General features: G+C 43.7%; 5 protein-coding genes and 3 pseudogenes. 5 read left to right on the top strand and 3 right to left on the bottom strand.

The window, feature by feature from the left end:
* From AB4232_RS21340 to AB4232_RS21355, 4 genes and pseudogenes are all read left to right on the top strand, one after another.
* Positions 1-527 (top strand): nucleoid-associated protein (locus AB4232_RS21340; RefSeq protein ID WP_372087960.1); only part of this gene is annotated, 527 nt, incomplete at its 5' end.
* A 96-nt stretch (positions 528-623) separates the two neighbouring features.
* Positions 624-1,410: pseudogene (locus AB4232_RS21345) on the top strand (Hpt domain-containing protein); the annotation flags it as partial.
* 212 nt (positions 1,411-1,622) lie between these two features.
* Positions 1,623-1,994: pseudogene (locus AB4232_RS21350) on the top strand (Hpt domain-containing protein); the annotation flags it as partial.
* 76 nt (positions 1,995-2,070) lie between these two features.
* Positions 2,071-3,249 carry a chemotaxis protein gene (locus AB4232_RS21355; protein ID WP_372087961.1) on the top strand — a complete coding sequence of 393 codons (1,179 nt, stop codon included), beginning with the start codon at positions 2,071-2,073 and terminating at the stop codon, positions 3,247-3,249.
* A gap of 96 nt (positions 3,250-3,345) precedes the next feature.
* On the opposite strand, the pseudogene nhaC reads toward AB4232_RS21355, so the two are convergent.
* A pseudogene (gene nhaC / locus AB4232_RS21360) lies at positions 3,346-4,785 on the bottom strand (Na+/H+ antiporter NhaC); the annotation flags it as partial.
* 497 nt (positions 4,786-5,282) lie between these two features.
* On the opposite strand from nhaC, the gene asd reads away from it, so the two are divergent.
* Positions 5,283-6,401: an aspartate-semialdehyde dehydrogenase gene (gene asd / locus AB4232_RS21365; RefSeq protein WP_012603520.1), complete on the top strand. Its 1,119-nt coding sequence runs from the start codon at positions 5,283-5,285 to the stop codon at positions 6,399-6,401.
* Between the two features lie 138 nt (positions 6,402-6,539).
* On the opposite strand, the gene AB4232_RS21370 is transcribed toward asd, so the two are convergent.
* Entirely contained in the window at positions 6,540-7,382 is an 843-nt protein-coding gene (locus AB4232_RS21370; protein ID WP_032500845.1) for an ion transporter, read from the bottom strand.
* 148 nt (positions 7,383-7,530) lie between these two features.
* Complete coding sequence (locus AB4232_RS21375; protein ID WP_004734056.1) at positions 7,531-8,169, bottom strand: YchE family NAAT transporter; 639 nt, start codon at positions 8,167-8,169, stop codon at positions 7,531-7,533.
* Between the last annotated feature and the right edge of the window lie 536 nt (positions 8,170-8,705).

Consider the following 8,705-nt stretch of genomic DNA (forward strand, 5'->3'; position numbering starts at 1 on the left):
CAGACAAAGAGTCAAACCGTTACCTTACTTATATTAAAGGGCGCGTTGGTCGTAAAGTCGCTGACTTCTTCTTAGACTTCCTTCAAGCAGAAGTAGGCTTGGATGCTAAGCAGCAAAACCAAGTATTGATGCAAGCGGTAGAAGACTTTGTTTCTGACTCTAAGTTAGAGAAAGAAGAAGCGATCAGCTATAAAAAACAAGTTGCGGATTACTGTAACGAACAGCTTAAAGCGGGTGATGAAGTTCAAGTTCGTGAACTTTCTGGAGAATTGCCAGCAAGCACAGATGGTACAAGCTTCTTTGACTATACTAGTGAGCAAGGCTACGAGTTAGAAGACAGCTTCCCAGCAGACCGCGCAACTATGCGTAAACTAACAAAATTTGTTGGTGCTGGTGGCGGTTTGAATGTTAGTTTTGATAGTCTGCTTTTAGGTGAGCGTATCTTCTACGATCCAGAGACAGACACGCTAACCATTAAAGGGACGCCACCGAACTTACGTGATCAACTGACTCGCAATAAGTCATAGTCCGAAGTTATTAGGTAGCAAGCGACAGCAGGTTGTTGTCGCTTGTTTATGTTTAGCAACATAATGGTTTAGAGTTCGCATGAACAAGGAATATCGATGGAACAATCAGTAGCAAAGCCCAATCGCTTTAAAAGACCCGCAACTTTTTTGGTTGCACTCTTGGCTCTGTGGCTACTTCCTTCACTGGCTCTCCTTAATCTAAGCCGTTCTTACTCTCACTCGCTCGCTCAAATTGAAGAACTCGGTATTCGCGTTAATGAATTGAGGCAATCGCTTTATTTCTCTGAGCCGCTGCGAGTCTCTCGCATTAATGATTTAGCACTCGATGCTCAGTTGGTTTATTCGATCCGACTGCAGATAGAATCTGATTTCCAACACGCCTTGTTTCGTCCTGATGTGAACCAACTGCTTTACGTTGCCGATCAATTTTTAGAAAAATTTGATGAATTCATTCCCATAGAAAGTCAGGTGCAAGATATCGTCGATAACATCAAAGTGTTACGCACAGATACTGAACTTTCCCCTAAGTTAAAGCCGCTACTCAACGAATTTGGTGTCGTTGTTTTTGAAGCGATGTATTCCGATAACCAAAGTTCATCAGCAACTTATCGCGCCTTTGATTCTATTCTTGAAAAATCTTATTCATTAAAATCCGAAGAGCAAGATGCACTCCAACAATTACTGGCTGATGCTTCAGCATTGCTGAGTGATTACGCTCAGCTCAATTATTTAGTCGATAAAATTAAGAAGAATTCAGTAAACGAACAGATCATTAAACTTGAAGCTGAGTTCCATGATCGTCAATACAACCTATTATTGTTCATGCTAGGTTTAAGCTTAGTGGCAATGATTGCGTTAGTGTTGTGGAGTGTTAGGTCCCAAAAATCGATGAAAGAAGTAGACCAAGAACTCAGACCGGAACCAGTCATCGATTCAAGTCAGGAAGAGGCTCAACCTCAGCAGAGTGCTTGCACGACAAGCCCGCAAGCTATTTCACAAGAACCGATTTTGCAAGAACCTATTCCACAAGTTCCGGTTCAGCAAAATTCTATTCAGCAACCCCCAACTCAGCGAACACCAGAACAAGTGCAAGAGCCAGAGAAGCACATTGCCAGTGTGACGGATTCAAAGCCAGCGATTGATATTGAAGAGATGCTAGAGACTCTTGATGGCGATACCGAGTCTGTTGAATTGTTGCTAGGGGTCTTTGTCGAAGATCACGCAGATGACTATACTAGATTCAAATCTCTGCTCACCAAGGATGAAACCTCTGCTGCTCGCATTGTGCACAGCTTAAAAGGTGTGGCTGGCAGCATCAAAGCGTCTCGACTAGCGATCATTGCAGCGACTATTGAAATGACAATGAAGCAGTCCAGAGCCATCAGCGAGCACGATTTAGCCGAACTAGAGATGGCGATAAAAGCCTCTGTAGATTCAGCTCATGACTATTTAAATACCCAACGTTAACTTTTACAGGTTTTTTGACAATACTCTGACGAAGCGCTCATACAATCCGCGCCCTTAGTCTTTGTTAGAGGTTTATATGTCACGAGTTTCGAGTCGAAATTGGATAGTGTTGGTGCTTAGCATTGTGCTAGGTGGTTGCTCTCTCTTGGAAGTTAAGCTAGATAGTCAAACGACGCCTCTTACTCAGCAAGAGTTACAGGCTCGGATCATGACGCGTGAATACGCCAAGATGTTTTTTACACGAGTAGAAGACTCGGCCGATCTCATTGCGCAATCTTACCCTGCTGATGACATCTTACATCAATCTTATGTGTTGCTTTGGAAGATCCATGCTGAGCAGGGCTTACAACAAGCGGCTTACCAAACTTCCCCAATATCAGCATTAATTGACTCATGGGTTTTTACAGCCCAAATGAATCAGTTTTATAGCCAAGGCGATGGCGCGGATCTGTTCGTGACGGAAAATGCGGTAGAGACTGCTCGTTCTCTTGACCAAGAAGCAGAGAAACTGGCAAAGGGTGTATTGAGCTCGAGTGATTTCAAGAGCAGCAAAGCGTTCGTCGCAGAGTTTGCCGCGAGCAATCCTTTTAAAGATCTTACCTTCAGAAGTACGCCTGCTTATCGCGAATGGCTAAGTTACTTAGGTAAAGATGAATCTCAAATCGTACAAAATTTGGGAACCATGCCAGAAGCCATGAGCGATGCATCAGACCGCTTAAGCCTAATGGCTGATCAAACGCCAAAAGTGATGACGTGGAAGGCTGAATTGGTGGCGATGAACAGTTCGCTCACAGGTGAAGATTTGTCGATGACATTGGAAAGCCTTCGTCAAACATCAGCAAGCATGCAGGACTTCATTGAGAATAACCCTGAGTACATGCAAACATTGGCTTCTATTATGTCGACAGAAATGCAGCCTTTACTCAACGACCTAAGTGATAAGACAGATCAAAAATTGGCGATGCTCACTGAAGAACGTGTAGCGTTAGAACAAATGGTGACACGAGAGAGAGAAGCTCTGGTCGCGATGATTGCGAAAGAGCGTATTGAAATTGCAGGCATTGTGACTTCTGAAAGGGAACTGTTTACACAAGATCTTGATCGCGTCTCTCAAGAGGTGGTGGTACTCGCGATTGATAAACTGATGGACTTAATCAAAGGTGTGATTATCTACTTCATCCTGTTTATCTTGGTGGTGTTCTTTGCACCGTTAGGCATCGGTTATTGGTTGGGTAAACGAACCGCTAGCAAATAAATTCAGTAATTAAGTAGATCAAAAAAGAGCGCTCTAGAGCGCTCTTTTGGCATTTATATCATCAACATTTTTGTGCTTACGCACTAAAGCCTTAGCTTAAGCTTGTTGCTTGCTCAGTTCAGCGGCTTCTTCAGTTTCAAGCGCTGGTGCTGTTGGTTCACATTTATCAACGAACCAACCCATGTAAGACGTTACGATAGTCACGAGGATACAGATGAAGCTCAACCACATGAACGGAGCGTAAGAGAGCGTTGCGACACCAAGAATACTCGCCATGTAGATGCCGTTGTCACTCCAAGGAACCATGCCTGAAGTTAACGTGCCACCGAACTCAGCGTTACGAGATAGATTTTTACGTTGGTAACCTAAACGGTCGTAGTTTTTCGCACAGATTTTTGGCGTTAGGATTAACGATACGTACATTGCAGAACCGAATACGTTACCCATGAAGGCCGTGCCGATCGTGCTTGTTGCTAGAGAACCAGCGCTATTTACTCGGCGCTCGAACACCTTAGCAATCGTCTCTAATACGCCCACTTTATCCAGTAAGCCACCAAAACCTAAACCAAACACAATCACCGCTACCGAACCAAGCATTGAAGACATGCCGCCACGGTTAAGAATCGAGTCAATAAACTCTACGCCAGAGGAGATAGAGAACGGTGCCCAAGCAGTATTGAATGCCGTTAGGAAATCGATATCTTGGATCATGACTGCCCAGATAATACCTAGCAGAGAACCGAAGCTGATTACCGGGAATGAAGGCATGCGGAAAGCCAACAGACCAAGCACGATCAGTACTGGGAGAAATGAGTAAGGTGTGATGTAGAACTGAACTTCCATTGCTTTGATGACAGAATCTACTTGGCTCATGTCAACGTTGCCCGCGTAGTGGAAACCAAACGCAGTAAACATGATGCCAGTAATCACGTAGCTGATTAACGCAACTGGCAGCATGCCCTTGATGTGCTCAACCACTTCAACACCAGACATTGAAGAAGCCAGAATCACTGAATCAGAAAGTGGAGACATCTTGTCGCCGAAGTAACAACCTGACAGCACTGCACCTGCAGTAATCGGTGCTGGAACACCTAGGCCTTGGCCAATACCCATCATCGCGATACCTGCTGTACCCGCAGCGCCCCAAGAAGTACCAGTTGCCAATGCGGTTAGAGAACAGATAATCATGGTCGCTAAAAGGAAGATAGAAGGGTGGATAGCTTTCAGACCATAGTAAATGATAGTAGGTACGATCCCGCCTGAGATCCAAGTACCAACAAGAGCGCCAACGGCTAAAAGTATTAAAACCGCGCCTAAGCCATTGGATATTCCTTTGAGTGCCGCTTTTTCTAAGTCTTTGTATTCGTGGCCAAGGCGAATACCGAGAACCATGATAATGAACCAGCCAATATACAAGGCAAGTTGAATTGGAAGGTCAAGCTTTGCAGTAAAGGAAAAAGCAAGGGATAGAAATAGTCCTAACGCGATGAATACCTGCAATAGGTTCGGTAGGCGAGTTTTACTCTGCTTCATAAAAGCCTCTTGTGATTTCGAGCATTTATAGTGCTTCGTTGTGGTGTGTGGTGCAAAACGGACACTACAGTAATTAGTTTATTATATCGAAAAAATACGTCCAAGTTGTGATATTTGACTGTTAATGCAGTCAATCATGGTTTCATTATCTGAAATATTGTTAAATTCATGGTTGTTACATGTTGAAACTTGTCGCACGTTGTTTTCGTTTTGTGAAGTATTATTCTGGATAGTATTGATTAAAAAGAGGGATTTACTGTTTGTGACGCGAGTAGGATTAAGCTGCTTTGGCGATGCAAATGTTTGAATTTGAGGATAATGGGCGTTTTATCAATGAGGTGGATATTAAATGTCGATACAGGGATAACTGCACGATTCATTGCGTTCACTTAAAAGAAACGAAAAAGTTACACTTTTTGACAAAAAGCACTTGAGTTCTGTTTCTGAAAAACTTATAGATGGGGGAGAGTAATTTTTAATTTATACATGGAGAGTGAGCGATGAGAGTAGGTCTAGTTGGTTGGCGCGGTATGGTTGGTTCTGTATTGATGCAACGTATGGTTGAAGAGAAAGATTTCGACTTGATTGAACCGGTTTATTACAGTACGTCTCAGATTGGTATTCCTGCCCCTGTTTTGGGTGGTAAAGATGCGGGTCTACTTCAAGACGCTTTTGATATTGATAGCCTAAAACAGCTTGATGCGGTGATTACCTGTCAAGGCGGAGACTACACCTCAAAAGTATACCCAGCACTGCGTCAAGCAGGTTGGAAAGGCTACTGGATTGATGCGGCTTCTACCTTACGTATGGACGCGGATTCAATCATCACTCTTGATCCTGTTAACTTGGCTCAAATCCAACAAGGTATCCACGGCGGGACTAACACTTTCGTAGGCGGTAACTGTACTGTGAGCTTAATGCTTATGGCTTTGGGTGGTCTATACGAGAAAGGCATGGTTGAGTGGATGAGTGCCATGACTTACCAAGCCGCTTCAGGTGCGGGCGCTAAGAACATGCGTGAACTGATCTCACAAATGGGTGTGATCAACGACAGCGTAAGTTCTGAGTTAGCGAACCCTTCAAGTTCAATTCTTGATATCGATAAGAAAGTCGCTGATACCATTCGTTCATCTTCATTTCCAACCGATCAGTTCGGTGCTCCGCTTGCGGGCTCACTGATTCCTTGGATCGATGTGAAGCGTGAAAACGGTCAAAGCAAAGAAGAGTGGAAAGCCGGCGTTGAAGCGAACAAGATTCTTGGCCTAGATGGTCAGCCAATCCCAATTGATGGCACTTGTGTACGAATCGGTGCAATGCGTTGTCACGCTCAAGCACTAACGATTAAGCTTAAGCAAGACGTGCCTATGGACGAGATCGAAGAGATCATCGCGACGCACAATGATTGGGTTAAAGTGATTCCTAATGACCGAGACATCACTGCGCAGGAGCTAACACCAGCGAAAGTAACAGGCACAATGTCTGTACCAGTCGGTCGTCTGCGTAAGATGTCGATGGGTAACGATTTCCTGAATGCGTTCACGGTAGGTGACCAACTACTTTGGGGTGCTGCAGAACCACTACGCCGTACTCTGCGCATTATCCTTGCTGAGAAAGCGTAATCGGCAAGATTGCTTAAATTCTATTAGCTGATAAACCGAAAGGGTTGACGATAAACGTCAACCCTTTTTAGTTTATTGATATCTCGTTATTCGGCCTTCGAAACTGCCCTTAAACCTCTTCGCATCTCGAGTCTGCTTTTATTTCTCTTCTGTAACGACACGCTTGTCGGGGTCTGCCAATTCACTCGCACAGTGTTTGCAATACATAGCATCCGAATCATGGCCGGCGCGGTTACAGTTCGGACACTTTACCAACTCTTTGTGCGAGTTCATCTCATTGCTGAGCTCTGCAGTAATAATCCCTGTCGGTACCGCTAAAATAGAGTAACCCAATAGCATGGTCAGAGAAGCGATCGCTTTCCCTAACGCGGTTTGAGGGATCATGTCACCGTAGCCAACCGTCGTAATGGTTACGATTGCCCAATAAATACTGTGGGGAATACTTGTAAAGCCATTTTCTGGCCCTTCAATAACAAAGATAAGCGCGCCGAAGATAACAACTAAGATGCCAACTGTGCTGAAAAAGATCAGTATCTTTCGTCTTGCCATTAACAGTGAACGTAACAGAATGTTTGAATCTTGCAGGTAGCGAACCAGTTTTAGGATTCGGAAGATACGCATCACACGTAGCAGTCTTACCACACCCATAAATGAAGCGCCTGGGAAGATGATCGCTAAGTAGGTCGGAAGAATCGCCAATAGGTCCACGACACCATAAAAGCTGGTGGCATAAGATTTTGGTTTCGGAGAACAATAGAGCCTTAACAAATACTCAAGAGTGAAGAGGGCAGTAAAAGTGTATTCAATATAACGCAGCTGCTGTGACCATTCGGTCATGACATTAGGGATGGACTCTAAGATCAGAACCAATAGCGAAGCCAAGATTGCAACGATCAGAGAAATATCAAATGCACGTCCGGCTGGCGTGTGAGTACCAAAGATAATGACGTACAAATGATGCTTGAGTGGCTTGCGTGACATAAGGAGAGATTCATCTTTTGTTAAATGCATTAACAGTCATTATACAAGCTTCATAATAACGAGGCGAGTGAAAGCCCAATTGCTTTACTCGCCTCATCTATATTGCAATATTGTTGCCCTTTATAGAGCAACGGATTACCGTTAAACGTTATGCCAAACCTGGGAACAAATTACGTAGGCCATTGGCGATGAACTCGATGCCCAATGCGCCAAGAATCAAGCCCATGATACGCGTGATCACGTTGATACCCGTTTGACCTAAAAAGCGAACGATAACCGGCGCTGAACGGAACAAGAGCCAAGAGCAGGTTGCAAACGCAATGATACTAATACCGATGCCGACCGTATCAATAGCAGCAGGGTAACGAGATCCGTAAACAATGGTCGAGCTGATTGCACCTGGGCCCGCCATTAACGGCATCGCCAAAGGAACAACACCGATTTGCTCCTTGCTGATGTATTCAGATTTCTCTTGTTTATTCTGCTTATCTTCACCGAGCTTACCGCTCATCATCGAAAATGCGATGCTCAGTAATAGCAAACCACCTGCAACACGAAATGAATCCAGCGAGATGCTAAACATATCAAGCAGCATTTGCCCCGCGACAAGCGACACAATCAGGATAACGGCAACAGCAATGTTGGCTTGTAATGCGGTCCTGTTCCTCTCTTCTGGTGGCATATGTGCAGTAAGAGAAACAAAAACGGGCATGATGCCGATTGGGTTTACGGCAGCAACAAGCCCAAGGAAGAATTGCATAAAAATTGCGAGTTCTAAGCCTTGCATGAGAGCGATCTCCAGTTAGCGAATTTTAAGGTTGAAGGTTTGATTCGGTGAATAGTCTGAGCGCGTAATGTAAGGGACAAATCGGATTTGCACGAATGAAAAAAACTAACCTGAAATAGGGGATTATTTTTAGAAAAACTAATTGAATATCACTTTTGCATTGGCGGTGTTGCGAGTTGGTTGTTAGTGTTTCATTTTGTAATTTATTATCGAGTAACTGTTAACTGCTGCACGAATTTAATAAAAATTATGTCAAAATCTAGCCCGTGCAACGGTATGGATATACTCTCAGTAGCACGAATATGGCTGTATACATGTAATTTAACTGACTAAAAATGAAACTTTTTTACAGTTTATGACTCTATGTAGAAAAAGTTTGTCTGTTTGCTTGTTTTTTGAACTAACGAAAAATGTGATTTTAATCTATATAAATCATCATCTTAAGTGTGTTTTTGCGATTACCTTACTACTTTTTGGTTAATTCTTTTTGGGTAACTGATCTGGGTCAATTTTTTTCACACTGTGAAATAATATAC

The sequence above is a fragment of the Vibrio sp. 10N.286.46.A8 genome (assembly GCF_041470165.1).
Lineage (GTDB): Bacteria > Pseudomonadota > Gammaproteobacteria > Enterobacterales > Vibrionaceae > Vibrio > Vibrio tasmaniensis_A.